Annotated in this window: 17 protein-coding genes; 8 read left to right on the forward strand and 9 right to left on the reverse strand. The window is 70.5% G+C overall.

Going from position 1 to position 24,319, the window contains the following annotated elements; all coding sequences use genetic code 11:
• Window positions 1-7: 7 nt before the first annotated feature.
• Entirely contained in the window at window positions 8-2,593 is a 2,586-nt protein-coding gene (locus AB0L53_RS05010) for a BTAD domain-containing putative transcriptional regulator (protein ID WP_363990456.1), read from the reverse strand.
• A 45-nt stretch (window positions 2,594-2,638) separates the two neighbouring features.
• Between AB0L53_RS05010 and AB0L53_RS05015 the strand changes: the two genes are divergently transcribed.
• Window positions 2,639-6,076, forward strand: a complete 3,438-nt coding sequence (locus AB0L53_RS05015) for a WD40 repeat domain-containing serine/threonine-protein kinase (protein WP_363991926.1) — start codon at window positions 2,639-2,641, stop codon at window positions 6,074-6,076.
• On the opposite strand, the gene AB0L53_RS05020 is transcribed toward AB0L53_RS05015, so the two are convergent.
• Window positions 6,066-6,797, reverse strand: coding sequence for a Mut7-C RNAse domain-containing protein (locus tag AB0L53_RS05020; RefSeq protein ID WP_363990459.1), 732 nt, complete (start codon window positions 6,795-6,797; stop codon window positions 6,066-6,068). The two genes, AB0L53_RS05015 and AB0L53_RS05020, sit on opposite strands and share 11 nt — an antisense overlap.
• Window positions 6,798-6,829: 32 nt before the next feature.
• Between AB0L53_RS05020 and AB0L53_RS05025 the strand changes: the two genes are divergently transcribed.
• Window positions 6,830-7,729 (forward strand): TAXI family TRAP transporter solute-binding subunit, encoded by a 900-nt coding sequence (locus tag AB0L53_RS05025; RefSeq protein WP_363990462.1) that lies wholly within the window; start codon window positions 6,830-6,832, stop codon window positions 7,727-7,729.
• 7 nt (window positions 7,730-7,736) lie between these two features.
• Here AB0L53_RS05025 and AB0L53_RS05030 read toward each other — a convergent pair whose 3' ends face one another.
• The 4 genes from AB0L53_RS05030 to AB0L53_RS05045 form a co-directional block, all read right to left on the reverse strand.
• Window positions 7,737-9,074, reverse strand: a complete 1,338-nt coding sequence (locus AB0L53_RS05030) for a HAMP domain-containing sensor histidine kinase (RefSeq protein ID WP_363990465.1) — start codon at window positions 9,072-9,074, stop codon at window positions 7,737-7,739.
• Window positions 9,071-9,736, reverse strand: coding sequence for a response regulator transcription factor (locus tag AB0L53_RS05035; protein ID WP_357947318.1), 666 nt, complete (start codon window positions 9,734-9,736; stop codon window positions 9,071-9,073). The genes AB0L53_RS05030 and AB0L53_RS05035 overlap by 4 nt, the downstream gene beginning before the upstream one ends.
• Before the next feature lie 9 nt (window positions 9,737-9,745).
• A complete protein-coding gene (locus tag AB0L53_RS05040) occupies window positions 9,746-11,068 on the reverse strand; it encodes an MFS transporter (protein ID WP_363990469.1) in 1,323 nt (440 codons plus the stop codon).
• Window positions 11,069-11,216: 148 nt separating this feature from the next.
• Complete coding sequence (locus AB0L53_RS05045) at window positions 11,217-11,462, reverse strand: DUF2630 family protein (RefSeq protein WP_363990472.1); 246 nt, start codon at window positions 11,460-11,462, stop codon at window positions 11,217-11,219.
• 38 nt (window positions 11,463-11,500) lie between these two features.
• Between AB0L53_RS05045 and ddaH the strand changes: the two genes are divergently transcribed.
• Together ddaH and leuA are read left to right on the forward strand one after the other, a co-directional pair.
• Window positions 11,501-12,244, forward strand: a complete 744-nt coding sequence (gene ddaH, locus AB0L53_RS05050) for a dimethylargininase (protein ID WP_363990474.1) — start codon at window positions 11,501-11,503, stop codon at window positions 12,242-12,244.
• A gap of 162 nt (window positions 12,245-12,406) precedes the next feature.
• A complete protein-coding gene (gene leuA / locus AB0L53_RS05055) occupies window positions 12,407-14,113 on the forward strand; it encodes a 2-isopropylmalate synthase (protein ID WP_357947329.1) in 1,707 nt (568 codons plus the stop codon).
• A gap of 48 nt (window positions 14,114-14,161) precedes the next feature.
• On the opposite strand, the gene AB0L53_RS05060 is transcribed toward leuA, so the two are convergent.
• Genes AB0L53_RS05060 through AB0L53_RS05070 form a run of 3 tightly spaced genes read right to left on the reverse strand, consistent with a single transcriptional unit; the run spans window position 14,162 to window position 16,336 of the window.
• Window positions 14,162-14,596, reverse strand: a complete 435-nt coding sequence (locus tag AB0L53_RS05060) for a YbaB/EbfC family nucleoid-associated protein (protein ID WP_363990477.1) — start codon at window positions 14,594-14,596, stop codon at window positions 14,162-14,164.
• Window positions 14,597-14,613: 17 nt separating this feature from the next.
• The gene (locus AB0L53_RS05065; RefSeq protein WP_363990480.1) at window positions 14,614-14,916 is read right to left on the reverse strand and encodes a hypothetical protein; all 303 of its coding nucleotides are present in this window, start codon (window positions 14,914-14,916) and stop codon (window positions 14,614-14,616) included.
• A 16-nt stretch (window positions 14,917-14,932) separates the two neighbouring features.
• The gene (locus AB0L53_RS05070; protein ID WP_363990483.1) at window positions 14,933-16,336 is read right to left on the reverse strand and encodes a hypothetical protein; all 1,404 of its coding nucleotides are present in this window, start codon (window positions 16,334-16,336) and stop codon (window positions 14,933-14,935) included.
• Window positions 16,337-16,726: 390 nt separating this feature from the next.
• Here AB0L53_RS05070 and AB0L53_RS05075 point away from each other — a divergent pair, with 390 nt between their 5' ends.
• From AB0L53_RS05075 to AB0L53_RS05090, 4 genes are read left to right on the forward strand one after another with little or no spacing between them, the layout of a single operon-like run.
• Window positions 16,727-17,440: an alpha/beta fold hydrolase gene (locus tag AB0L53_RS05075; RefSeq protein WP_363990485.1), complete on the forward strand. Its 714-nt coding sequence runs from the start codon at window positions 16,727-16,729 to the stop codon at window positions 17,438-17,440.
• A complete protein-coding gene (locus AB0L53_RS05080; protein WP_363990488.1) occupies window positions 17,437-18,267 on the forward strand; it encodes a mycofactocin-coupled SDR family oxidoreductase in 831 nt (276 codons plus the stop codon). The genes AB0L53_RS05075 and AB0L53_RS05080 overlap by 4 nt, the downstream gene beginning before the upstream one ends.
• A 41-nt stretch (window positions 18,268-18,308) precedes the next feature.
• Window positions 18,309-21,188, forward strand: a complete 2,880-nt coding sequence (locus tag AB0L53_RS05085; protein ID WP_363990491.1) for an amino acid adenylation domain-containing protein — start codon at window positions 18,309-18,311, stop codon at window positions 21,186-21,188.
• A complete protein-coding gene (locus AB0L53_RS05090; protein WP_363990494.1) occupies window positions 21,181-24,318 on the forward strand; it encodes an amino acid adenylation domain-containing protein in 3,138 nt (1,045 codons plus the stop codon). Before AB0L53_RS05085 ends, AB0L53_RS05090 begins: the two co-directional genes overlap by 8 nt.
• Window position 24,319: the final 1 nt, after the last annotated feature.

A 24,319-nucleotide genomic window follows, 5' to 3' on the forward strand; every position in this document is an offset into this window, starting at 1 on the left:
CCATGCTTCACCCCACCATGGGCAGCGCTTGGGAACGGCCCAGATCGTCCTCCAGCGCCTCGAAGACCGCCAGCGCCGACCCCGCCAGCTCCCTGGCGCGCTCCGCCGCGCCCTCCGCCTGGTTCACCCGGGCCAGGGCGAGCAGGGCGTACGCGTCGAGCAGCTGGTCGCCGAGCCGTACTGCGATTCCTCTGGCCGTCTCGGCGGCCGTCCTCGCGTCGGGGACCGCGTGCTGCGCCAGCCGTACCGAGGACAGATCCAGGAGCGTGTCGGCCTGCCGGTAGCGGTCGCCGAGCGCGGCGAGGTGGCCGGCGGCGGTCTGGAGGCGGTCCGCGGCCTCGTCGAGGCGGCCCGCGCGGTGCAGGACCACGCCCAGCACGCGCAGCGCTTCGGCGGCGTCGCGATCGTTCTCCGCCGCCTTCAGGCAGCCGAGCAGGGCGCGCTCGGCCTCGGGCAGCCGGTCGCGTTCGAGGTGGACACGGCCGAGGCGCCGCCTGGTCTGGTTGACGTCGCGGGTGCGTCCCTCGCGCAGGAACATGCCGAGCGCCAGCCTGAGCCGGTCGTGCGCCAGGTCCCACTCCCGTTCGGCCAGGTGCAGGTCGCCCAGGTCACGCAGGATCAGCGCCTCGCCCATGGTGTCGCCCGCGCGCCGCGCAGACTCCAGCGCCGCCGCCGTGATGTGGCGCCAGTCGTCGAGGAAGCGGTGGCGTTCGAGGTACGGCCCGAGCAGGTGGGCGAGCCGCCGGCAGCCGTCGTCGAGGCCGGCCTGATGGAGGTCGGAGACCAGGCTGACCAGGAAGGCCCGCTCGGCGGCGAGCCACTCGACCGACTCCCTGATGTCCCTGGTCGCCACGAGGGTGCCCGGATCGCCGGAGACCAGCGAGAAGCGCGAGGACCGTACCCTGGCCAGGACCATGTCCATCAGCCGTACGAGCGCGTCCGGCGCGCCCTGGCTCGCTTGCTCGCGGGCGAACAGGCGGGTCAGGTCGTGCAGCCGGTAGCGCACCTGCCCGGCCACGTCGACCACGTGCGTCTCCAGCAGCCCGGCGTCGACCAGCGCCTCGGCCTGCCCGCCGAACAGCTCCGCCACCCAGTCCGCGAAGTCCGGCGCCGACAGCGCGCCGAGCCCGCGCAGTGTGGCCTTGGCGGGGTCGGGCAGGCCGTCGTAGCCGATGGCGAGCACGCTGCGTACGGCCTGATCGCCGGAGCGCAGCCCGTCGAGCCGCTCATGCTCGTCCTCCAGCAGGCCGACCAGGTAGTCGACGGTCCAGCCCGGCCGGGCGGCCAGCCGGGACCCGGCGATGCGCAGCGCGATCGGCAGCCCGCCGCAGAACCTGGCCAGCCTGCCCAGCGCCTGGTCGGCCACCCGGCCGGAGGTGCGGACGAGCAGGTCGAGCGCGTCCTCCTCGCCGAGCACGCCCACGGACACGCGGGTCGCGCCGGACAGGCCGCCGAGGGAGGAACGGCTGGTGACCACCGTGGGGCAGGACGTCAGCAGCGGCCGCACCTGGCTCTCGGCCGACGCGTTGTCGAGCAGCACCAGCAGCCGGCGGTTGGCCGCGTACGTACGGAAAAGTCGCTCTCGTCCGTCGAGGGAGGCGGGGACGGCCTGGGCCGGGCAGCCCAGCCAGCGCAGGAAGTCCTCGAGCACCGCCGCGGGCGCCGTCGTCTCGCGCAGGTCGGCGTAGAGGATCCCGTCGGGGAAGCGTTCGCGCTCCCGCCAGGCGACGTGCACGGCCAGCGCCGACTTGCCCGCGCCCGCCTGCCCGTGCACCACGACCTGTCCGCCCGCCATCGGCTCGCCCGCCACAAGATCGAGGAGGTCGGCGCGGCCGGTGAACCCGGTCACGTCGTGCGGCAGCAGCACCGGCGGCCCCGCCGAGACGTGCAGCGACACGTCGTCGTGCAGCATGCGGTGATAGAGCAGCTGCAGGTCGGAGTCGGGTTCGATCGCGTGGCCGTCGTCGAGCGCCTCACGTAACGCCGCGTACGCGTCGAGGGCCTCCGCCCGCCGCCCGCTCCGGTAGAGCGCGAGCATGTACTGGCCGCGGAAGCGCTGCCAGAGCGGATGCTGCCCGGCCAGCCGCCGCAGCTCCGACAGCAGCTCCCGGTGGCGGCCGGCGTCGAGGTCGAGCTGCACCCGGCGTTCCAGGGCGAACAGCCGCAGCTCCTCCAGCTCCTCGCGCAGCCGCCGCGTCTCCACCCAGCGCTCCCCGTCGGGGTCGAGGTCCTCGAGCGCCGGTCCACGCCACAGGGCCAGCGCCTCCTGGTACGAGCCCCGCTCCACCAGCGACCTGAAGCGGTCGACGTCGAGCTGTTCCTCACCGATGGCCAGCGTGTACGTGCCGGACACCGTGGTGATCACGTCCTTGCCGATGAGCTGGCGCAGCTGCCCGACATAGCCCCGGACCAGGGAATCGGACCGGTCGCCGCCCTCGCGCGGCCACAGCAGCGCGCGCAGCCGTCCGACGGTGAGCGGGCGGCGCGCGTTGAGCACGAACATCGCCAGCAGGTCGCGGTGCTTGGGCGCGCTCGGTGTGCGGTCGTCGTCGCCGTCGAGCACTTCCAGCGGACCCATGATGCGAAATTCCACGCGGCCTTCCTCAGCAGAGCGACATCGACCACAATTACACACTTGATGATCCCTCTGACTCCCTCCGACCCGCACCGGTTGGGCCGCTACTGGCTCGCCGGGCGGCTGGGCGCCGGTGGCCAGGGCGTCGTCTATGAGGCGTACGGCGAGGAGGGGGAGCGCGTCGCCGTCAAGGTGCCCAGGTTCGATGATCCCGAGTCGCGGGCCAGGCTGGCCAGGGAGGCGGCGGCGGCCGCGCGGGTGGCCTCGTTCTGCACGGCCAGAATCATCGAGGTGGGCGAGCCGTACATCGTCAGCGAGTTCGTGCCCGGCCCCAACCTGCGGCAGGTGATCGCCGAGCACGGCCCCTACGAGGGTGACACGCTGCGGCGCCTGGCGATCGGCGTGGCCACCGCGCTGACGGCCATCCACCAGGCCGGCGTCGTGCACCGCGACCTCAAGCCCGACAACATCATCCTCGGACCGGACGGTCCCCGGGTGATCGACTTCGGCGTGGCGCGCGAGGCCGGTCCGACGACCACCGGCCCGGTCATGGGCACGCCCAACTACATGGCGCCGGAGGTCCTGGCCGGGCGGGGCGCGACGGCCGCGGCGGACCTGTGGGCGTGGGGGCTGGTGGTGCTGTTCGCGGCCCGGGGCGAGGACGCGATCGAGGTACGCGAGCCGGTCGCGGTCATCGGCGAGGTCATGGACTTCCGCCCCGACACGGCCGACCTGGCCGACCCGCTCGGACGGCTCGTGGCGAGCGCGCTCACGAAGGACCCGGCCGCGCGGCCCTCGGCGCGCGGGGCCCTGCTGGACCTGATCGGCGCCGACGGCGACCCGCTTTCTCGTGGCGGGGCGCTGGCCAGCCCGCTCAGCAGCCCGGCCGAGCCCGACCTGGGCGCGATCGCCGAGGAGCTGTACGACGAGCTGTCCGAGGCCGAGCGGGCGGCCGTCCCCGAGGTGCTGCTGCGCATGCTCGACGGCGACGGCTCACTCAGGCCGGTGACCCGCGACGAACTGCCCGAGACCGAGGCCGTGTCCGCCCTGCTCACCTTCTTCGAGGCGGCGGGCCTCGTGACGAGCACCGACGAATCATACGAGCTGGCCAAGCCCGCCCTGATCCAGGCATGGCCCCGGCTGCGGACCTGGGTGGCCGACAACCGCGAGGGGCTGCCGGTGCACCGGCGCCTGGTCGAGGCGGCCGGCCTCTGGGACGGCCACGGCCGGAAACCCGGCGACCTGCTGCATGGCTCCAGCCTCGACCGGACACTCCAGTGGGCCGCCGCCGAACGCAAGGACCTCACGCTGGCCAGGAGGGAACGGGAGTTCCTCGACGCCGCGGCCAAGCAGACCAGAAGCCAGTCCAGGAGGCGCGGCCTGCTCGCGGCGGCGCTGGCCGTACTGCTGGTGGCGGCCCTGGCCGGCCTGGGGACGGCCGAGTACCTGCGCAGGGAGTCCGGCAGACAGCGTGACGACGCGCTGGCCAAGTCGCTCGCGTTGCAGGCCGCTGACCTGCGGGAGAGCGACCCGCGGCTGGCGAGGCTGCTGACCGTCGCGGGCTGGCGGCTGAACCCTGACCTGGCCGAGACGCGGGGCGCGCTGTACGAGTCGCTGTCCAGGCCGGCGAGCGACGTCTTCACCGACCCGTATGCCAGTCCGAGCACTGTCTACGGACTAGACGACACCGGACGCACGCTGGCGGCTGTTCAGGAGGGCCGGGTGCGGCTCTGGGACGTACGCGCGCACCGCCTGCTCCGCGAGTTCTCCGGCGTAGGCACGGCCGTGCGCCAGGTCGCGCTCAGTCCCGACGGGCGGACACTCGCCGTGCTGGAGGAGAAGGATGTGCGCCTCTGGGACGTGATGGCTGGCACGGCGATCGGCGCCGCGTTCGGCGGTGGGTTCGTGACGCCCGGGGCACAGGGTCGACTTGCCTTCGACCGCGCCGGTCGCGCCCTGCTGGTACCCGAGGGCACCGGCGGCGCCGAGCGCGCCTGGGACGTGGCCACCCGGAAGCGGCTGACCGCCGGATCGGGGGCGGGGCTCGACGCGGTGGACCCGGCGCGCCGCGTCGGCGTGGTGTCCACGGGCGGGCAAGGCAAGGTCGAGCTCTGGAACCTGCGCACCGGCAAGCGGCTGCCCGCGCCCTGGCTGCCCGCCAAGACTGAGGTCACGTACGTGAGTCTGAGTGACGACGGGCGGGCGCTCATGGTCAGCGAGAATGCGCCACGGCCGGCCGAGCGACGGATGCGCGTCTGGACCGTCCCGGGCGGAGGCGTGATCGTGGCACGTTACGGCGGCGAAGCGGACCGGAATGCCGCCTTCGGCTTCGGTGACCGCTACCTAGCGGGCTGGACCAATCAGGGGGAGCTCATCATGTGGGGGCGCGCCGGATGGCCGGTCGTGCTGGAGCGCGACCTGCCAGGGCACATCAACGGTGTCCACTTCGACGAGGCCGACCGTGTGCTGCGCTACCAGTCCGACGCCGGCGAGATCGACACCGTGGACATATCCATGTTGTTCGACCAGCCGCTGACCACGGGTACCCCTGACGGGCAGGCGTTGCTGGGGCCGGGCGGAAACACAGTGGTCATCACGAGGCCCGGGGAGACCCGGATGTGGGACGTGGCGACCAAGCGCCCGCTCGGGCCGCCGATCGATGTCATCGGCCGTGAGCCCGCACTGGCCTTCAGCCGGGACGGTGGGCGGCTGGCCGTCGGCGACAAGTCGGGCACCCGGATCGTGGACGCGCACACGGCCCGCGTGCTCGACACAGTAAAGGCCGCGGATGCGGACGACGTGGCCTTCAGCCCCGACGGCCGAACGCTGGCCATCTCCCCCAACGGGCCCGGCTACGCCGGCGCTCCCCTCGAGCTGTGGAACCTGGCGAAGGGCACCGCCACCCGCGCCACCGTGCCCGCCCCCGGCACGCTCGCCTTCCGCCCTGACAGCAGGCTGCTGGTGGCCGGCGTGGTGCCTCAGCCCATCGACCCGGCGACCGGCACCCGGTTACCGATCGCCGAGGGGCTCGGCCGGTTGAGCGGCACTCACGCCTTCAGCCCCGATGGCCGGCTCATCGCCTTCTCGGGGCCCGACCGGATGACGTTGTGGGACGCGGACCTGAAGGCGCCCGTCGGCGCGTTCCCCGCCGTGCCGGGCAGCGCGATTCAGGAGATCGCCTGGTCGCCTGACGGCCGCACCATCGCCACGTACGAGGACGGGGACCGGGTCAGGTTGTGGGACGTGCCCAGCAGGCTGCCTCTCGGCCTGGTCTTCGACGGCCAGAAGAAGATCCCGCTGGGCGACGGGTCACTGGCCTTCAGCGCCGACGGCGGCACCCTCTACAGCGCCATGCCCGACGGCGTGGTGCGGACGTTCCCGCTCGACGGCGGCAAGGTGGCGGCCGCCGTCTGCCGCCGCGCCGGCCGGTCGCTGACCGAGCGGGAGTGGCAGCGCTACCTGCCCGAGGCCGACAGGTTCGACCCTTGCCTCAGCCCGTAGCCGCCCACTGCCGGGCCGTCGCCACGATCTCCTCCAAGTGGCCGCTGTGGGCGCCGTGCCAGTACACGTGCCCGCACTCCTGGCACCGCCCGTACGCGTCATAGGCGTGGCGGGTGCCCGCCTCCAGGACCGGCAGCACCTCGCGCTTCTCCACCGGGACCAGTTCGCCGTTGCAGGCCGTGCACCTCGTCCACGGGCGTAGCGGTGGGGTGAAGCGTTCGAGGAGGTCGCGGAGTTGGTCGTGGGGGCGGGAGCCGCGCACGTACGCGCCGAGCCACAGCGCGCGGCGGCGCAGCAGGCCGCGGTCCTGGGTGAGCAGCACCCGGCGCTCCTCGTTGGCCTGCACCACCAGGGCCGGGTCGTCCATGTCGTTGTGGTAGGCCGTGTCGAGGCCGAGCAGGCGCAGCCGTCGCGCGAGCGTACCCAGGTGGACGTCCAGCAGGAAGCGGGGTTCGCGGGGCAGCGGCTGGGGTCTGGGCACCGGCCGTACCTCGATGAGGTCGCCGGCCGCGGGCTGGTAGGAGGGGCCGACGCCGCGGCCGTCGACGGTCATCGGCCCGACCTCCGTCAGCGGGATGCCGGCCGACTCCACGTGGTGGCCCAGGGTCGAACTGCCGCCGATGGTGATCCGGTGGCGCTCGCGGCGCCGGCTCACGGGCAGGAACATCATCAGGTCTGCGGAGATTCGAAGGTGCGCGTCCCGTTCGGTCACATTGTCCATTCTGCTTGATTCGATAACGTGAGCCTGTGCCGATGTCCCGCCGTGTCTTTCTCGCGCTCGCCGCGCTGAACGCTGCGGGCTGCTCGGTCACCGCCTCGGAGCAACGCTCGCTGCGGCTGGCGACCGGGTTGGCCGGTGGGCCGTACGGGGCGCTCGGCGACCGGTTCGCGGCCGAGTTACGGCGCGACGGGTTCACCGTTGAGGTGATCGAGACCGCGGCCAGCGTCCAGAATCTCACCATGCTCACCGACGGCCGGGCGGACCTCGGGTTCTCGCTGGCCGACAGCGCCGACGACGCCGTACGCGTGCGCCATCAGCCCGTCGCCGCGCTGGCCAGGATGTACATGAACTACGTCCATCTGGTGGTACGCGCCGACTCGGACATCTTCGCCCCCAAGGACCTGGCCTGGCGGCAGGTCTCCATCGGCGCCGACGGATCGGGCACCGCTGTGACCGCCGAACGGGTGCTCGACGCCGCCGGGGTACATAATCACATCACCGCCAGGCTTGGCCTCGACGGGTCGATCAAGGCGCTCGTCGACGGCGTGATCGACGCGTTCTTCTGGTCGGGCGGCGTGCCCACCCCCGCGCTCGCCTCACTCGGCGGCATCAGGATCGTCTCGTTGGAGCAGTTCGTGCCGATGCTGCGCCGCATCTATGGCCCGGTCTATGAGCACGCCACCATCCCTGCGGGCGTGTACGGCAGCTCGAAACCGGTCCGCACCGTCGGCACGCCCAGCTACCTGGTCTGCCGCCAGGCCCTGTCCAACGACGTCGCCTACACCGTCACCGAGACGCTCTTCAGCGCCCGCGACCGCCTGCAGGCCCCCTCGGCGCCGGGCGGCCTCCTCGACAAGCGCTACGCCATCGGCACCGGCATCGTCCCCCTGCACCCCGGCGCCGCCCGCTACTACCGGTCCGTCTACGGCTGAACAAGCGTTATAGCTCCGTGTACGGCTCAGCCAGCCGCAACTCCACGACCAGCCCATGGGGTACGGCGGGCAGCAGGCTCAACGTCGCCCCGCACGACTTGGCCAGCTCGGTGGCGATGGCCAGCCCCAGCCCGCTGCCCGGCACGTTCGCGTGCGCGCCCGACCGCCAGAACCGGCCCAGCGCGTCACCCCGCTCCTCCTCGGCCAGCCCCGGCCCGTCGTCGGCGACCCGCAGGACGCCGTCGGAGAGCGTGACCGTCACCGTGCCGCCCGCGGGCACGAACTTCTGGGCGTTGTCGAGCGCGATGTCCGCCACCCTGGCCGCCGCCTCCGGCACGAGCGACATCTCCGGCACATCCACCCGCAGGGTGAGGTCCTTGGCCGGGTAGACCTCCCGCCACACCGCCAGCCGGGGCCGCAGCTCGATCTCCTTGGTCTCGCCGCCCGCGCCCGCCTCCACCCTGGCCAGCGCCAGCAGGTCCTCCACCAGCAGGGCCAGCCGGTCGAGCTCGGCCATGGCCTCCTCGAACTCGGTGGTGCCGTCGGAACGTAGGTGCGGCTCCAGGTTCTCCAGCCGCAGCCCGAGCACGGTCAGCGGGGTGCGCAGCTCGTGCGAGGCGTCGGCCACGAACGCCCGCTGCCGCTCCATCGCCCCCGACACCGCGTCGGCCATCGCGTTGAACCGCTCCTCCAGCCGCTGCAGCTCCGAGGGCCCTCCGCCGGGATTGGCCCGGGCGTCGAGGTGGCCTTCCGCGATGGCCCGGGTGGTGCGGTCGAGCTCGGTCACCGGGCGCAGGATCCAGCGGGCCAGCTGTCTGGCCGCCAGCACCGAGTAGCCCAGCGCGATCAGTGCGCCCAGCGCCAGCGCGCCCCAGACGAGCGAGACGTCCAGCCGTGACTGGTCGGTGCGGGCCTGGAGCAGCACGACGCCGGACAGCTGCGCGTCCCGGCCGGCCGGCTCGGCCAGCAGGACCTTCGCGGGGCCGAAGGGGCTGATCGTGGGCAGGTCCTCGGTCGTACGGCCGCTCAGAGCCAGCCGGGTCTCCGCCTGGTCGTCGCCGTCGAAGCGGCCGGACGTGACCACGATCATGCCGTCCCTGTCGCGGACGCGGATGGCCGCGCCGTACAGGTCGGCGTAGCGGACGACCTCGGCCGTCAGCGCCGTACGGTCGTCGTCGCGCGCGGCCTGGTCGGCGAGTTCCGCGAAGCGGGTGGCGTCGGCGCGGCGGTCGAGCAGCAGGCGGTTCGTGCGGTGCGAGGCGTAGGCGAAGCCGAGCGGCACCGCCAGCGCCGCGATGAGGAACACGATCAGTGTGGTGAACGTGACCACCAGGCGGGAGTTCACGCCGTGGAACCCAGGCGGTAGCCGGTGCCGCGCAGCGTCTCGACCAGATGCGGGCGGCCGGTCTTCGACCGCAGCCCGGCCACGTGCACGTCGAGCGAGCGGGAGGCGGACAGCAGCGGGTCGCCCCAGACCTCGTCCAGGATCTCCTCGCGGCTGCGCACCACGCCAGGCTCGCGGGCCAGCAGCGCCAGCACGTCGAACTCGCGCCTGGTCAGCGTCACCTGCTCACCCGACACGGTGACCTGCCTGGCCTCCAGGTCGATGCGCACATCGCCGACGCTCACCACGTGGTCCCGCGTCGGCATCGGGCGGGTGCCCCTGCGCATCACAGCCTCCATGCGGGCCATTAATTCGACCGTACGGAACGGCTTGACCAGGTAGTCGTCGGCCCCGGACCGCAGGCCGCGGAGCACCTCGCGCTCCTCCGTGCGGGCGGTCACCACGATGACCGGCACGGCCGACACCCGGCGCAGGCGGCGCAGCACCTCAAGGCCATCCATGTCGGGCAGGCCCAGGTCCAGCAGGACGAAGTCGACGCCCCCCGCCAGGCGGAGGGCGTCGACTGCCAGCCCCGCGCGCGCGACCTGGTGGCCATGGCGCGCGAGGGCCGTGGTGAGCGCGGAGGCGAGTCGATCGTCGTCTTCGACCAGGAGAACTCGCATCAGGCCAGATTAGGCCCGGACGGAGACAGACTCCGCCGCTCCCTCTCGCTCCGAGCGGGAGAGCGCCACGTCGCGCGTCTCGCGCATGGTCAGGTAGACCACCAGTGACACGGCGGCGCAGCCCGAGACGTACCAGTAGAAGCCGGACTCGACGCCCGCCGACTTGAACCACAGCGCGACGTACTCCGCCGTGCCGCCGAACAGGGCGTTCGCGATGGCGTACGGCAGGGCCACGCCGAGCGCCCGAACGTGCGTCGGGAACAGTTCCGCCTTGACCACCGCGTTGATCGAGGTGTAGCCGGTGATGATGATCAGACCGACGAGCGACAGGATGAACGCGCCGACGAAGCCGGAGACGCTGGACAGCGCGGTCATGAGCGGTACGGTGCCGAGCATCGACCCGATGCCGAACGTGATCAGCAGCGGCCGCCGGCCGATCCGGTCGGACAGCCCGCCGGCGAGCGGCTGGATCAACATGAAGATGAACAGCGCCGAGAAGCTGACCAGCGACGCGGTCTCCTTCGGCAGGTTCGCGGTGTTGACCAGGTACTTGGTGAGGTAGGTCGTGTAGGTGTAGTACGCGACCGTGCCGCCCATGGTCAGGGCGATGACGAGCAGCGCTTCCTTCTTGTGGGCCATCAGCGCCTTGATGGTGCCGCGCTCGCTCTTCTCGCCGTCTTTGTCCTGCTCCTCCTCGTCGTACGCCTCGGTCTCCAGGAGGTTGCGCCGCAGGTAGAACACGACCGCCGCGCCGAGGGCGCCGATGATGAACGGGATGCGCCAGCCGTAGGAGTTGAGCGCCTCCTTGGTCATCGTGTTCTGCAGGATGATCTGCAGGCCCAGGCCGACGAGCTGACCGGCGGTCATCGACACGTACTGGAAGCTAGAGGCGAAGCCGCGCTTGCCCGCGGGGGTGGCCTCCGTCAGGTACGTGGCGCTGGCCGCGTACTCACCGCCCACGGAGATGCCCTGCAGGAGGCGGGCGATCAGCAGGACCACGGCGCCGAAGTAGCCGACCGACTCGTACGTCGGGGCGATGGCGATCAGCAGCGCGCTCAGCGACATCAGCGTGACCGTCATGGTCAGCGCCGCCTTGCGGCCCTTCGTGTCGGCGTAGCGGCCGAGGAGCCAGCCGCCGATCGGGCGCATGAAGAAGCCCACGGCGAAGATGCCCGCGGTGTTGAGCAATTGTGCGGTGGAGTTGCCATTGGGGAAGAAGGAGGCGGCGAAATAGACGGCGAAACTGCTGTAGACAAACCAGTCGTACCACTCGACCAGATTGCCGACGGAACCGCCGATCACTGCCTTCCACGGCACGCGGGGTTGGCTCACTGGATTACCTCCTGTGCGGGGCCTGGGGGGAGTAGGTGCAGGCCAGAGCCTCTCCGCAGAAGGTTCTTCCGACAAGGGGAGACGGGCTAGATCTAACGTCCGCTTAACATCAAGGAAACGGAGAGGTGAGATCAGGCCCGTTTTCCCGTCATTGCCGGTAGTTCTCCACCTCGCCGACCGGCCGGGCCTTGGCGCCGTCCGGGTTCTCGCCCGCGTCCCTTCTCGCCCTGCGCTGCCTGAGCAGGTCCCAGCACTGGTCGAGGGCCGTCTCCAGCTCCCTGACCCGCGCGTGCTCCTCGTCCGAGCTGACCTCGCCCGCCGACAGCCTGCTCCGCAACTCGTGCTCTTCGGTGACCAGATCACTGATCTTGGTGAGAATCTCGTTGTCACGCATGTCCAAGACTTTAGTTACTACGTGATAGAACACGGCCTATGCCTGGTATCGCGCTGGTAAGAAAGCCCGGCCCACGGATCTCCGAGGGCATCGTCACGCATGTGGAGCGCGAACCGGTCGACCACGAACGGGCCCTTGACCAGCACGAACGCTACGTCGCCGCGCTGGAGGGGGCCGGGTGGCAGGTACGCCACGTGGAGGCGGCCGACGACCTGCCCGACGGGCCCTTCGTCGAGGACATGGTGGTGGTCTGCGACCGGCTGGCCGTACTGACCAGACCGGGGGCGATCGAGCGACGGCCCGAGGTGGACACCGTGGCGGCCCTCGTACGGGAGCTCGGGGTCAAGTCCGTCAGAATCGCGCGGCCCGGCACGCTCGACGGCGGCGACGTCCTTCAGGTCGGCAGGACCGTGTACGTCGGCAGGTCGGCCAGGACCAACGACGAGGGGATCACCCAGCTCACCGCGTTGCTGCCGGAGCGGCAGGTGGTGCCCGTGGACCTGACCGGCGTCCTGCACCTGAAGTCGGCCGTCACGGCGCTGCCGGACGGCACGCTCATCGGCGACCCCGATCGCGCGGACCTGCCGGGACTGCTCGTGCCCGCCGAGGAATCGGGGGCGCACGTGGTGCTGCTGGGCGGCGACCGCGTGCTGATGGCCGCCTCCGCGCCGCGGACCTGCAAGATGCTTCAGGAACGCGGGCTGGAGGTGACGCTGGTGGACATCTCGGAATTCGAGAAGCTGGAAGGCTGCGTCACCTGCCTGTCGGTTCTCATCATGTGAGATCAAGGACGGTTTACCGCGAGACGTCTGGTAGCGTGCAAGGCATGCTGCGTGGCCTCCTTCTTAGCTGCCGCGGCGGGGGCCACTGAGGCCGGCTCCCTCGCCGCGGAGCGAGCCATGCGCGTCGGCCGCTTTTCTTTCGACCGACGAGGAGCTCCAGACATGACCGCCCAGCAGCCCAGCCCGATGCCTTTCCAGCGTTACCAGCCGTTCGAACCGATCCGGCTGACCGATCGCACCTGGCCTGATCGGGTCATCACCGAAGCACCGCGATGGTGCGCCGTGGACCTGCGTGACGGCAACCAGGCACTGATCGACCCGATGGACGCCCATCGCAAGCTGCAGATGTTCGAGCTGCTGGTGAAGATGGGCTACAAGGAGATCGAGGTCGGCTTCCCCGCGGCCAGCCAGACCGACTTCGACTTCATCCGGCAGATCATCGAAGAGGACCGGATCCCCGGCGACGTGGTGATCCAGGTGCTGACCCAGGCCAGGCCCGAGCTGATCGAGCGCACCTTCGAGTCGATCGAGGGCGCCAAGCAGGCCATCGTGCACCTGTACAACTCCACCTCCACGCTGCAGCGCCGGGTGGTGTTCGGGCAGGACCGCGACGGCATCACCGCCATCGCCGTCGAGGGCGCCAAGCTGGTCAAGAAGCTCGCCGACGCGACCGACGTGGACGTACGTTTCCAATACTCGCCCGAGTCCTTCACCGGCACCGAGCTGGACTACGCCGTCGAGGTCTGCGACGCGGTCAACGACGTGTGGCAGCCGACGCCCGACCGCAAGGTCATCGTCAACCTGCCGGCCACGGTCGAGATGGCCACGCCCAACATCTACGCCGACCAGATCGAGTGGATGCACCGCCACCTGAAGTACCGCGACTCGATCGTCCTGTCGCTGCACCCGCACAACGACCGCGGCAGCGCCGTGGCCGCCGCCGAGCTGGGCTACATGGCCGGGGCCGACCGCATCGAGGGCTGCCTGTTCGGCAACGGCGAGCGCACCGGCAACGTCTGCCTGGTCACCTTGGGCATGAACCTGTTCTCCCAGGGCATCGACCCGCAGATCGACTTCGGCGACATCGACGAGATCCGCCGCGTCGTCGAATACTGCAACCAGCTGCCCGTGCACCCGCGCCACCCGTGGGGCGGCGAGCTGGTCTACACCGCCTTCTCCGGCTCCCACCAGGACGCCATCAAGAAGGGCTTCGACCATCTGGAGGCCGACGCGGCCGCGGCCGGGGTGCCGGTCGACCAGTTCACCTGGGCCGTCCCCTACCTGCCGATCGACCCCAAGGACATCGGCCGCACCTATGAGGCGGTCATCCGGGTCAACAGCCAGTCGGGCAAGGGCGGCGTCTCCTACATCATGAAGGCCGACCACCAGCTGGACCTGCCGCGACGGCTGCAGATCGAGTTCTCCAAGGTCGTCCAGGCACGCACCGACGCCGAGGGCGGCGAGATCGGCTCGGCCGAGATGTACTCCATCTTCCGGGACGAATACCTGCCCAACCCGGCCAACCGCTGGGGCCGCCTCAGCCTGATGGCCCACCGCCACGAGTCGGCCGGGGACGACAAGGACCGCATCGGCGCCGACGTACGACTGGACGGCGAGATCCGCGAGATCGAAGGCGTGGGCAACGGCCCGATCTCGGCCTTCATCGACGCGATCGCCAAGGTGGGCATCCGGGTGCGGGTGCTCGACTATGTGGAGCATGCGATGAGCGCGGGCAGCGACGCGAAGGCGGCCTCGTACCTGGAGTGCGACGTCGACGGCCGGGTGCTGTGGGGGGTGGGGGTCGACGCCAACACCACGACGGCCTCGCTCAAGGCGATCATCTCGGCGGTCAACCGCGCGTCGCGCTGACCGTTCTCAGTCGACCGCGCCCCCTGAGCACGGTGTGGCGCGGTCGACTTACTGGTCCATTTCCCGCAGGATCTGGTCGATTCGGCTCTCTCGATTGTTCATGGCGCGATTGAAGGAGTGCATGACCTCCTCGAACTGTTCCATGGCCGCGTCAGGGGACGGTGGCGTCCGGCCGACGGCGTCGCGTAGCAGATCCTCGTGGTTTCTCTCGCAGTCGTCCTGTGCGCGCCGCACCGCGAGGGTGATCTCCTCGCCGAGGTCCTGGCTGCTCAGTTTCATGGCGCGTGGGTCGAGGCGCACCTCGGTGATGCGGCCGCCGGAGTCGGTACGGGCCCTGATCTTGCCGTCGGCGCTCTCGCCGGCGCCGTAGACGTCCTTGAAGCCGCCACCGGCTTTCTTCAGGCGGCTGTGTGCCTGTTCGGCTTCTTCTGAGATTCGGTGGAGTTCGTCCTGGTAGATATTTTTGGGGTCGACGGAACTCATGTTCTCCCTTTGGGGGCTTATCCGGTCGGGTTGGTCCGGTCGTAGTTCTTTCCGGTCTGGTTCAGAGTCAGGCCCGCGTTGTTCAGGTTCCACATCAGGGAGTCCATCCAGTCGATGGTGTTGGTGTAGAACTTCAGATAGTCGTCGGCCAGTTCCTGGGATCCCTCGGGGAGCAGGCCGAAGCAGGTGGACGTCGGCCTGGCCGACTCGGCGAAAGCGTTTCGGGGAGTGGACAGCAGGCTCGTCGATTCGTCGGTGGCCTTTCCTCCTTTCTTCAGGTCGTCCGTGGAATATCCGACTTCCTGGCTCTTTCCGGTCATCGCGCGCTCCAGTCGGTTATTTCAGATCCGGGAGTTTCAGTTTCGTACCTGGTTTCAGGGCATTGGGGTCCGAACCGATGACGTCGCGGTTGGCGTTGTAGATTTCGGGCCAGTATTTTTCGCTGCCGTAGACCCGCTTCGCGATGTCGGCCAGCGTGTCCTGCCCTGCGACCTGGTGTGACGATTGCTGGGGGGCGGGGGTGACGGGGGGCGCTGGCCGGCGGTCCATCAATGGGGGAGCATCAGGCTGCGGGTACTTCTTATGGTCGATGTGCGCCGGCGGCTCCGTCTGTTTGAAGGGGACGCCGATGGGTGGGGGAAGGTTGCGCAGGGCGGTGCCGGGAATGATCGCGCCGGTGGAGTTGAAGAGCTGGACCTGGAAGTCGCCGGTGATGCCGATCTTTTTGAGGGCGGCACCGTTCAGGGCGCCCCAGCCGCCGTTCAGCACCGCCACCTTCCCGATGTCCTTGACCATTTGCCCCAGCGTCTTGCCTTCGAGCCTGTCGTTGATGATCGTGTAGCCCGTTCCGGTCATGGCTCCTGCCGCGAAGAGGGCCTTGGCGCCGTACGCCTTCTTTGCCTTGTCCCAGCCGACGCGGCCCCAGGGGAAGGCCGACGATATCGCCGCGGAATTCACCATCTGCGCGTATTGGAGGCCGAAGGGCGCGAAGAACGACTGGCCCTTGAGCTCCCGGCCCAGGCCCACGAACATGAACTGGCCGGCGCCCAGCTGGAGGCCGAACATCTTGGCGTAGCTCTTGAAGGACGTCAGGGCCGTCTTGCCGAAACTCATGCCCTGCGTGCCGTTCAGCACCCAGTTCTGCGACTTGAAGACCGTCAGGCCCCTCCTGAGCGCCTTGCTCCTCTTCATCAGCTCGGCCAGCTTGCGCAGGGGTACGGCGACCTTTTTGAGAAACCAGATCAGCCGCGCCAGGATGGTGGCCGCGAGGCCGGCGCCCTGGGCGGCGATCTTGGCTCTGGCGACCCACGCGGCCCACCTGCCCATCACGCCCGTGAACATGGACAGGGCCACGCTGATCGCCAGCGCCTGGAGGATGGATTTCAGCAGCTCCCGGAACGCCCGTTTGGTCTCGTGGGTCGCCTCCTTGGCCATGAGGAGCACTTCCGACACGTGGCCGAGGCTCTTGACCAGCGCCTTCCGTTCGGCCGGGTCGAAGTAGGTGTCGACCATCTCCTGGTAGTGCGTGGCCGCGTCGCCGGTCCACTGCTTGCGGCCCTTTTGCACGGCCGGGTCGATGTTCTTGTCGCCCACGGTGTCCAGACTGGCGGCCAACTCCTTGCACGCCTCGGACATCTGCGCCAGCTGGCGTTCGTCGTTGTCGTTGCCCGCGGCCCTCATGGCGTTCATGATCGTCGTGATGAGCTGCGACAGCGCGTCGCCCTCAGCGGCTAGGTCCATGTACTCCCCTTCATGCGTCGCGCTGTTCTTGATCCGCAGACGCAGGAAGCGCTCGAGGTCCCCCTCCCATGCGGCTCCCGGTAGGGCAGGCGGCATCGGGTCATGTGGTCATGATCGCTGCGGTGCCCCGCATTGTGGCATGCGGACGGATGTTCGGCCAGAGATCCGAAGATCAAGGACGTCCGGTGATGAGTATGGCCCCGCGCATCACATCCGAACCTTAAGTGTTTGTTAGATCAGAGATGTGGATCTTGACGTTGTCGATCAAGGATGCATACGTTCGGTGACGTTTCGCGACTGTTCGCAGCGCCGTGACCATCGACGCCGTGACGGGCGATGCGACCTACCCCCCCACAGCCGAGACACCGTCTACAGACGGGAGAACGGATCATGGAACCCACCTACCTCATCTGCCTGCCCTTCGCCGGGGCCGGCGCCTCCTTCTTCAAGGGATGGCAGCGCTACCTGGCCGAGGGCCTGAGCATCCTGCCGGTGCAACTGCCCGGCCGTGAGGAGCGTTTCGTCGAACCTCCGCACACCGATGCCGCCCGCGCCGCGGACGAGGCGTGCTCGCAGGTGCTGCAGCGAATCGGCCCCGGTTCCCGGGTGGCCGTCTTCGGTCACAGCCTCGGGGCGGTGCTGGCGTACGAGCTCGCGCACCGGCTCAGCGGCGTGACCGGATTGCGGCTCGCCCGCCTGTACGTCAGCGGTTCCCCCGGGCCGTGGAACGGGCGGGAGAGTCGCGCCACCGGCCTGGCCGACGAGGAGTTCCTGGCCCGGATCCGTTCCTTCGCCGGATACTCGCACCCGGCCCTGGAGGACCCGGAGATGCGGGCGCTGCTGTTGCCCATGCTGCGCGCCGACGTAGAACTGCACGAGAGCTACCGACCCCAGTCCGACAAGCCGCTGTCCACACCGATCACCGCCGTACACGGTCTCGACGACGAGCTGGTGGACATGGCGTTGATCGCTCAGTGGGAGCGGGCCACCACCGCCGGGTTCAACACCGTCGAGCTCGACGGAGGGCACATGTACCTGGCCGATGATCCCGCTCCCCTGCTGCGGCTGATCGGCGCCGACCTGGCGACGCCGGAAGAGCGATGACGATGCGCCTGTCCGGGAAGACGGCCGTCATCACCGGCGCGGCCCGCGGGCTGGGCCGGGCCAGCGCCCGGATGTTCGCGCGGGAGGGCGCCGACCTGGTGCTGCTCGACGTCGCGCGCGACCTGCCAGGGGTGCCGTACGCGCTCGGCTCCGCCAGTCAGCTCGAATACACGGCCGAACTCTGCCGGGAGTTCGGCGTCTCCGTCATGACCAGGCAGGCCGACGTACGGGAGACGCACGAAGTCGAGGCCGCGGTGTCCATGGCGGTCGGGCGCTTCGGCCGCATCGACGTCCTCGTCAACAACGCCGGCATCGCCGCCCCTTCCGGCAAGATGGCGCACGAGATCGACGAACACGAGTGGCAGTTGATGATCGACGTCGATCTCTCCGGTGCGTGGCGCGCCATCCGCGCGGTCGGCAAACTGATGGTCGAGCAGCGCTCCGGCAGCATCGTCAACATCGCCTCGACCGCCGGGCTGGTGGGATATCGGCACTTCGCCGGATATGTGGCCGCCAAGCACGGTCTCATCGGCCTGACCAAGGCCGTCGCGCTCGACTACGCCCCGCGCAAGGTCCGGGTCAACGCCCTGTGCCCTGGCTCCGTCCGCGATGACCCCCAGGTCGAGGGCCGGATGCTGGCGGAGATCGCACGTTCGCTCGACGTGCCGGTGGGCGAGCACGAGGAGGCCTTCGTGCAGGCCCAGCCCATGAACACCCTCATCGAGCCGGACGACGTCGCCTCGGCCGCCTTATGGCTGGCCTCCGACGAATCCCGGCAGGTCACCGGCAGCGTACTCACCGTCGACGGCGGCTTCACCGCACGCTGACGCCCGCACTTTCACCACGACCACGCTCTGGAGATCACCGCGTGCCCCGAACCGATCTCATCCCCCCGGACCGCTCGCCCTCCGCACACTGCCATGCCCGGCGCGTCAGGCTGCCCGATGGCGTTGGTGCCACCTGGCTGGCCGGGCTCTTCGAACGCGCGGTCCGCACCTGGTGGGGGGACACGCCTGACCGGCTGCCCCGGCTCTGGGACGAGCGGGTTCCGGCCGACTGCGACTCCGCGGTGGCGGACCGCCGCGTCGAGGCCGAACTGCACCGTCCTTTGGACGCCGAGGGCGCCCTGCTGCGCGCGGTGCTGCTGCACTACGCGGACGGGCCCGCCGACCTCGTGCTCGTCGCCCATCGCGCCAATCTCGACGCCCTGTCACTGCGCACTGTGGCCGATGTACTCACCGGTCGGGCTCGGTATGAGGAGGCCACGTACGAGAAGGCAGGTCACGCCGCCGCGGACGCCGAAACGCTCAAAAGATGGCGGGAAGCGGATTTTTCCGGACGCATTGCGTGGGCCAGTGGCGACGACACGGCGGGTGACCGTACCGGCCTGGTCACCGTGGCGATCCGCGAGGCCGGGCCGGACGTGCCGGCCACGATGGCGGCGGCGGTCGGGCTGGTGCTCGGGCGGTACGAGAACCAGGAGAATCCGGTCGTCGGCGTGCTCGGCCCCGTGCCCGAGCGGCCGGAAGGAGCGCTGGGAGCGTTCGACGTCGGACTCCTGCTGGCGCTGGACCTTTCGGGCGCGCGCACCGCAGGGGAGTTGGTGGCCGAGACCGCCCAAGCGCTGGCCTCGGACGGCGGGCGGTGCGACGGGCGGCAGTACGCCGAACTCCTCGCGGAGACCGGCGGCCGGGTCGTGGCCGGTCTGCTCACCGACGGGCCGGCGGACAGCGGCTCCGGTACGCACGTTCCATGCCAGACAGCCCCGTTCCCGCTCACGATCGTGCCCGGCCACACCCCGGACGGCGGCCTTCAGCTGGTGGTACGCCATCGGCTGGAAGACGTGGACGCCGACTCGGCAAGGCGCTTCGCCCGCCACGTCGTCCGCGCCTACGAGCAGCTGGCCAACGCGCCCGCCGGCCTGGTCCCCGCCGACGTCGAGCTGATGGACGAGGCGGAGACACGGCAGGTGGTCGCCCTCGGCCGTCCGTTACGGCGGCTGGACTGGCGGCCGGAGCGGATCGACGACGTGTTCGCCTCCCGGGTGGCGGAGCGTCCCGACGCGGTGGCGCTCACCTGCGAGGGCCGCTCCCTGACCTACGCGGAACTGGACGCGCGCGCCGACCGCTTCGCCGCCGCCCTCCTCGACCGGGGCGTGCGTCCGGGGGAGCGCGTCGGCGTCTGCCTCGGACGCGCGCCCGATCTCGTGGTCGCCATGCTGGCCGTGCTCAAGGCGGACGCGGTGTACGTGCCCATGGATCCGGCCTACCCGGCCGACCGGCTGGCGTTCACGGCTCAGGACGCCGCATTACGCGTCGTCATCGCGGACAGGGACTTTCCCGGGGGCGGACCGGCGAGCGTGGTCAGGCCCGAAGAGCTGGAGACCTGCGGGCGCGAGGCAGGCGGTGCCGGTCCAGGGCGGCGGGGGCCGGGTGAGGCCGCGTACGTCATCTACACCTCGGGCTCGACCGGGCGCCCGAAAGGCGTCGTGGTGCCGCATCGCAACGTCATCGCCCTGCTGTCGGCCACCCGTGAGGATTTCGGGCTCGGTCCCGGTGACACCTGGACGCTCTTCCACTCCAGCGCGTTCGACTTCTCCGTCTGGGAGATCTGGGGAGCGCTGCTCACCGGTGCCCGGCTGGTCGTGGTGCCGTACTGGGTCTCTCGCTCGCCCGAGGAGTTCCGCGAGCTGCTGGCGCGCGAGCGCGTCACCGTGCTGAACCAGACGCCGTCGGCGTTCGCCCAGCTCATGGAGGCCGACCGGCGGCAGGACGAGCGGCTGGCGGTCCGGCTGGTGATCTTCGGCGGTGAACCGCTGGACGCCCGGCCGTTGCGGGCCTGGTTCGACCGGTATCCGGAGGATCGGTGCCGGCTGGTCAACATGTACGGCATCACGGAGACGACGGTGCACGTGACGGCGCAGAACGTGACCCGCCGTGAGGCGATGACCGGGTCGCGGTCCGTGGGGCATGCCCTGCCCGGCTGGCACCTGTACGTCCTCGACGAGCGCGGCCGTCCCGTGCCGTGCGGCGTCCCCGGCGAGATCCACGTCGGGGGAGACGGAGTCGCCCTGGAGTACCTGGACCGTCCCGAGCTGACCGCGCAGCGCTTCCTGCCCGATCCCTTCACGATGGGCCGCGTCTACCGCAGCGGCGACCGGGGCAGGCTACTGCCCGATGGCCGGCTGGAGCACCTCGGCCGTCTCGATACCCAGGTCAAGCTGCGCGGATTCCGCGTCGAGCTGGACGAGATCCGCAACGTCCTGCTGGACGACCCCTCCGTCACGGCGGCCGCCGTGGTGCTGAACGGCGATCGGGACGCCGCAGGAGCGCGCATCGACGCGTACGTGGTGCCGGCCGGCGGCGATCCGGCGGCGATGCGGCAACGAGCCGCCAAGGTGTTGCCGGAGCACATGCTGCCCGCCACCATCACGCCCCTCGACACGCTGCCACTCACCGCCAACGGCAAGCTCGACGTTCGCGGGCTTCCCGTGCCGGTCATCGCGCCCGCCGCGCCGATCCGGGCTCCGTCAGGTGAGCTGGCGGGCGCGCTCGCCGCGGTGTGGGAGTCGGTGCTCGGCGTGCCTGTCGGTCCCGACGACAACTTCTTCGAGCTCGGCGGCAACTCCCTGTACGCCATGCGGGTGGCGGCGGCCATGCGCGACCGCGGTCTGCCCGCCTTTCCGATGCGCGAGCTGTACCTGCACCCGACGGTGAACGGCCTCGCGGGGGTGATCTCCCATGAGTGATCGGCTGCTGGACGGCAGCGACGGCACGGCCACGGACTATCCCCGAGACAGCCGCGTCGAGCGGCTCTTCGCCGAGCAGGCCGAGGCGGCGCCCGGCCACCCGGCGGTGGTGCACGGAAACACCACGCTCACCTACGCCGAGCTGCACCACCGCAGCACTCTGCTGGCCCAGAGGTTACGCCGCGATGGGCTGCGTCCCGCCGAACCTGTGGCGCTGCTGCTGCCGCGTACCCCCGACCTGATCGTCGCGGCGCTCGCCGTGCTGAAGGCCGGCGGGTTCTACGTGCCGATGGACCCCGCCCATCCGGCGGATCGGATCTCCCAGCTGATCGAGGACAGCGGCACCGGCCTCCTGCTGACCACGCGAGAGCTGACCACGCGAGAGCCGGCCCGCGGGCCGGCCATCGCGGTGGACGCCCAGGACTGGTCGGCCGAACCCGAGGCGGACGAACCCGAGGCCGACCTCCCCGCGTCGGACGTCGCGTACTTGATGTACACCTCGGGGACCACCGGACGGCCCAAGGGCGTGCTGGTCCCGCATCGCGGCATCGTCCGTCTGGTGCGGGGCGTCGGCTATGTACGGCTCGACTCCACGGCCATGATCGCGCAGATCGGGGCGACCGGTTTCGACGCTTCCGTCTGGGAGACCTGGGCCGCCCTGCTCTGCGGTGGGACCGTGCACATCCTCGATCGGGAGACGTTCCTTGACGGCGCGGAGCTGAGGCGGGCGCTGGCGGACGGGGGTATCACCACGGCGCTCTTCACCTCCGCGCTGTTCGGTCAGCTCGCGGACGAGGACCCGACCGTGTTCGGGCCGCTGCGGGACCTGCTGGTGGGAGGTGACGTGCTCTCGGCCAAGCACGCCAGGTCCGTGCTGCGGGCCAATCCGGGTCTGCGGCTCGTCAACGCGTACGGGCCGACCGAGAACGCGGTCATCTCCACCTGCCACGAGGTTCGCGAGCCGATCGGCGAACGCGTGCCCATCGGCCGCCCAGTGCCCAATACCACCGCGTACGTGCTCGACCAGGACCGGCAACCGCTTCCAGCGGGCGTCGCCGGCGAGCTGTACGTCGGCGGCGACGGGTTGGCGCTCGGCTACCACGGGCGCCCCGACCTGACCGCGCGCGCCTTCGTCCCCCACCCTTTCCGGCCAGGAGAGCTCCTCTACCGGACGGGCGACCGGGCGCGCAGGCTGCCCGACGGGTCGATCGACTTCCTCGGCAGAACGGATCACCAGATCAAGGTGCGCGGTCTGCGCGTCGAGCCGGCCGAGATCGAGGCCGCGCTACTGGCCCGCCCCGGAGTGCGCGAGGCGGTGGTGGTGGAGCGGCGCGCTCCGGATTCGTCCGACGGCCACTTGCGCGCGTACGTCTCGGGCGAGCGGTCCCTGGAACCGGAGCGACTGCGGACGGAGATCGAGCGCGCGCTGCCCGCTCACATGGTGCCCGCCCAGATCGTGGTGCTGCCCGCGCTGCCGCTGAACGTCAACGGGAAGGTGGACCGAGCCGCGCTGCCCGAGCCGATCCCCGCAGGCGGCGGGACGGCTGGGGACGAGCTCGAGCGAGAGCTCGTCGAGCTGTGGGAGGACGTCCTCGGCGTGCGCGGGATCGGCGTCGACGACCCGCTCGACCGGCTGGGCGGCAGCTCCCTCACCGCGACCCGGCTGGCCGCCAGGGTGCGGAAGAGGTTCGGGGTGGCTTGCCCGGTCTCGGCCGTGCTGGCGGTCCGTACGGTGTCAGCGCTGGCCGACCTGGTCCGTGCCGCGGACGGCGCCGACGTGGTGGGGCCGCGTCCGTACCAGGCCACCGAGCGGACCCCGCTGTCACCCCAGCAGAAGGGCGTCTATGTCGAGCAGATCAAGGACCCGTCCAGCACCCAGTACAACCTGCCGATCGTCGTCGACCTCCCTGGCCGGATGGACGCCGGACGGGTGCGCGCCGCTCTGGCGACCCTCGTCGAGCGGCACGAGATCCTGCGCACCGACGTGGCCGTGGGCGACGACGGGCAGCCGTACCAGCGCGTTCACGAGGTGCTTTGTACGACGCTGGATGAGGTCGGACTGTTTCGCGGTGCGAATCTCGACGGCTGGACCGAGAGGTGGATCCGCGCCTTCGACGTCCATCAGGCCCCCCTGTGGCGTGCGGCCCTGGCGCGGCACGACCATGGGACCCGGCTGGTGCTGGACATTCACCACCTCCTCACCGACGGCCGCTCGCTCGCCCTGCTGATGGCCGAGTGGGCCGCGCTGCTCAGGGGCGAGCCGCTCCCCGAGGTGGAGCTGCGTTACCGGGACTTCGCGCAGTGGGCGAACGGGCCGGAGCGGCGCGCGCTGTCCGAGACCCAGCGTGGCTTCTGGGCCGAGACGTTCGCGCGGCCGGTCAAACCTCTCGACCTGCCCATCGACCTGCCCCGGCCCGCGGTCCGCCGGACGGAGGGGGACCACCTGCCGTTCGCGTTCGGCGCGGAGCGCAGCCACGCGGTCAGGGAGCTGGCCCGCGCCGAGGGGGTGACGGCGTTCCAGGTGATCCTGGCCGTGTACACCGTCTTCCTCGGACAGGTGAGCGGGGGCGACGACGTGACGGTCGGGACGCCCTTTTCCGGACGGCACCTGCCGGGGGTGGACCGGGTTCAGGGGATGTTCGTCAACACCCTGTGCCTGCGCGCGTACCCGGCCCCCGAGCTGCCGTTCCGCGCGTATCTGCGAGCCGTGGCCCGGCACGCGCTGGCTGCCGGGGACCACCAGGATCACGCGTTCGACGCTCTGGTGGCGATGCGGGGGGAGCATGACTTCAGCCGCCACCCGCTCTTCGACGCGTTCTTCGCGATGCAGGACACGGGGCTGCACCAGGTGGACTTCCTCGGCGCTCGGCCCCGGTGGCGGCCGGAGGCCACCCGGCGCACGATCTTCGATCTGGACCTGCAGGTCGAGGACTCACCCGACGGGTACGAGGCCCGGCTGGCGTACGCCACGAACCTCTTCCTGCGCCCCACCGTGGAGACGTTCCGGGACGAGTTCCTGTCCTTGCTCGACGCGGCACTCGCCGAACCGGACACGCCGCTCGGCGAGCTCGGCCGGGCGCCTTCGGCCCGGCCCGGCCTGCCCGCGCTCGCGTTCGACTTCGACTTCTGAA

The sequence above is a fragment of the Nonomuraea sp. NPDC052129 genome (genome assembly GCF_040680095.1).
Classification (GTDB): domain Bacteria; phylum Actinomycetota; class Actinomycetes; order Streptosporangiales; family Streptosporangiaceae; genus Nonomuraea.

Coding starts and splice junctions, on each gene's coding strand:
- AB0L53_RS05080 (WP_363990488.1), top strand. CDS start 17,437: ATGACGATGCGCCTGTCCGGGAAGACGGCCGTCATCACCGGCGCGGCC.
- AB0L53_RS05060 (WP_363990477.1), bottom strand. CDS start 14,596: ATGAGTTCCGTCGACCCCAAAAATATCTACCAGGACGAACTCCACCGA.
- AB0L53_RS05015 (WP_363991926.1), top strand. CDS start 2,639: ATGATCCCTCTGACTCCCTCCGACCCGCACCGGTTGGGCCGCTACTGG.
- AB0L53_RS05020 (WP_363990459.1), bottom strand. CDS start 6,797: ATGGACAATGTGACCGAACGGGACGCGCACCTTCGAATCTCCGCAGAC.
- AB0L53_RS05065 (WP_363990480.1), bottom strand. CDS start 14,916: ATGACCGGAAAGAGCCAGGAAGTCGGATATTCCACGGACGACCTGAAG.
- AB0L53_RS05070 (WP_363990483.1), bottom strand. CDS start 16,336: ATGGACCTAGCCGCTGAGGGCGACGCGCTGTCGCAGCTCATCACGACG.
- AB0L53_RS05035 (WP_357947318.1), bottom strand. CDS start 9,736: ATGCGAGTTCTCCTGGTCGAAGACGACGATCGACTCGCCTCCGCGCTC.
- AB0L53_RS05090 (WP_363990494.1), top strand. CDS start 21,181: ATGAGTGATCGGCTGCTGGACGGCAGCGACGGCACGGCCACGGACTAT.
- leuA (WP_357947329.1), top strand. CDS start 12,407: ATGACCGCCCAGCAGCCCAGCCCGATGCCTTTCCAGCGTTACCAGCCG.
- AB0L53_RS05025 (WP_363990462.1), top strand. CDS start 6,830: ATGTCCCGCCGTGTCTTTCTCGCGCTCGCCGCGCTGAACGCTGCGGGC.
- AB0L53_RS05045 (WP_363990472.1), bottom strand. CDS start 11,462: ATGCGTGACAACGAGATTCTCACCAAGATCAGTGATCTGGTCACCGAA.
- ddaH (WP_363990474.1), top strand. CDS start 11,501: ATGCCTGGTATCGCGCTGGTAAGAAAGCCCGGCCCACGGATCTCCGAG.
- AB0L53_RS05075 (WP_363990485.1), top strand. CDS start 16,727: ATGGAACCCACCTACCTCATCTGCCTGCCCTTCGCCGGGGCCGGCGCC.